General features: G+C 64.6%; 3 protein-coding genes. All 3 read right to left on the reverse strand.

Annotated elements, in window-relative coordinates; translation table 11 throughout:
• Nucleotides 1-1,136 (reverse strand): chromosome segregation SMC family protein (locus ACEW8Q_RS08365; protein WP_373503597.1); only part of this gene is annotated, 1,136 nt, incomplete at its 3' end.
• A gap of 32 nt (nt 1,137-1,168) precedes the next feature.
• Complete coding sequence (locus tag ACEW8Q_RS08370; protein WP_373503598.1) at nt 1,169-1,789, reverse strand: DsbA family protein; 621 nt, start codon at nt 1,787-1,789, stop codon at nt 1,169-1,171.
• Between the two features lie 39 nt (nt 1,790-1,828).
• Nucleotides 1,829-2,146 (reverse strand): DciA family protein (locus tag ACEW8Q_RS08375; RefSeq protein ID WP_373503599.1); only part of this gene is annotated, 318 nt, incomplete at its 5' end.

Genomic DNA, 2,146 nt, shown 5'->3' on the forward strand with positions numbered 1-2,146 from the left:
CGGGCCAGGGCCTCGGCGGCTGCCTGCAAGGCCACGGCGGCTTCGGCGCGCATCTCCGTATCGGAGCCCTGCGAGTCCTGCAGGGCCTCGCCTTCCTCGGCCAGCTTCGCCAGCACGCGATCGGTATCGTTCAGCAGTTCCTGCTCGCGCGAGAGGTCGGCATTGGCCTGCGCGATGCGCTGGTCCAGTTCCTTGCGGCGCTGGTCGGCGCGGCGCTCTTCCTCGTCCAGCGTGTTGCGCTCGTGGCTGATGCGCTGAAGCACGGCGGCGCGGATTGCCTCCTGCTCGCGGAGCGAAGGCAGTTTCTCGCCCAGATCGTCGCGCAGGCGCAGCTTCTCGGAAGATGACCGCGTATGCTCGGCCAGCACGCGTGTCGCCTCGTCGAGGGCGGCGGCATCGCGCTTCGCAGTCTCGGAAGCGTCCTTCCAGTTCACATAGAGGCCCATGGCCTCCAGCCTGCGGATTTCGCCGGACAGGCTCTTGTACTTTGTTGCCTGCCGCGCCTGGCGCTTGAGGCTGTTCAGCTGCGTCTCGAGCTGCGCCGTCACATCATCGAGGCGCGTGAGATTCTGTTCGGCGGCCTTCAGCTTGAGTTCGGCCTCATGGCGGCGTGTGTGAAGGCCGGTGATGCCGGCGGCTTCCTCGAGGATCAGGCGGCGGGCCTGCGGCTTCGCATTGATGATCTCCCCGATCTGCCCCTGCCGCACGAGGGCGGGCGAGCGCGAACCGGTGGAAACATCGGCAAACAGCAACTGCACGTCCCGCGCGCGGACTTCCTTGCCGTTGATACGGTAGGCCGAGCCTGAATCGCGCTCGATGCGGCGTGAGATTTCCAGCGTCTCGTGGCCCTGATACTGCGGTGGCGCGGAACCATCGTCATTCGACATGGTGACCAGCACTTCCGCCATGTTGCGGGCCGGGCGCTGGGTGGTGCCGGAGAAGATCACGTCATCCATTCCGGACGCGCGCATGGACTTGTAGGAGCTTTCGCCCATCACCCAGCGCAGGCCTTCGAGCAGGTTCGACTTGCCGCAGCCATTGGGGCCGACGACGCCGGTGAGACCGGGCTCGATGAAAAGATCGGTCGGCTCCACGAAGGATTTGAATCCCGAAAGCCTCAGCCGCGTGAATTTCATCTTGCCCTCAGTCCCTTAAACCCCGGCCCGCCTCAGAGAAGCGGGTCGATCGCTGCCTTGAACGCGTCAAACGTGCGTTCGCCCTCGAAGGTCTCGCCGTTGATGAAGAAGTGCGGCGTGCCCTGCACCCCGAACTTCACGCCGCCATCGCGGATTTCCATGATGCCCTTGGCCAGCGACTGGTCCTTCAGCGTCATGTTGAACTTCTCCTGCGTGAAGCCCGCCTGCTTGGCGATGTTGAGGAGGCCCTCCGCTGGATTTTGAGCCCAGGTCTCCAGCGTGCCGAAGAAAGCGTCCATCAGCGGGAAGTAGGCTTCCTTCGGCGCCGCGCGGGCGATCATGAAGGCGGCCAGCGCCGGATCGTTCAGCGGAAACTCACGGAAGATATAGCGGATCTTCTTGGTGTCGACGTAGTCCGCCTTGAGCTTCGGCCACACGTCCTTGTGGAAGGCCGCGCAATGGGGGCAGGTGGCCGAGGCGTACTCGATGATGGTGACCTTGGCACCTTCATCGGCGCCCAGCGCCATGTCGCCGAGGCTCGGCGCCTTGTTCAGTTCCGCAACGTCCACCGCGGCGAACGCGGGCGAGGCGGCGCCAAGGGCGGCGAAGGCGGCTCCGGCGAGGAGCAGGCGGCGGCGGGAAATGCTTGTCATGAGGGTTACCTACTAGATGTTGAGGGTTGAAACCAATCGTTATTTCTCTTGTGGAGAACTCTGCCGGGTGCTCGCGACACCCCGCCCAAGGCGCTCCAGAGCGGCCTTCAGAGGACCATCGTCCAGCGTCTTAAGTTCTTGCTCACAAACGGGTTTTTCGGGAAGCGCAGGCGGGCCGGCCCGCTTGGCCGAAAGCTCCACCGCCTGCATCACCTTGATCTTCGCGATAGCGCCATAGCCAAAAAAGCTGTTGATGCGCGAGATGATGCGCGACGCTTCATATTGTAGTTCGAGCGCCCGGCCCGGCGCCGCCCGGATGACCAGCGTGCCGCCGCCCGCCCGGGCCTCTTCCGCAGC

It is taken from the genome of Aestuariivirga sp. (assembly GCF_041738905.1).
GTDB lineage: Bacteria > Pseudomonadota > Alphaproteobacteria > Rhizobiales > Aestuariivirgaceae > Aestuariivirga.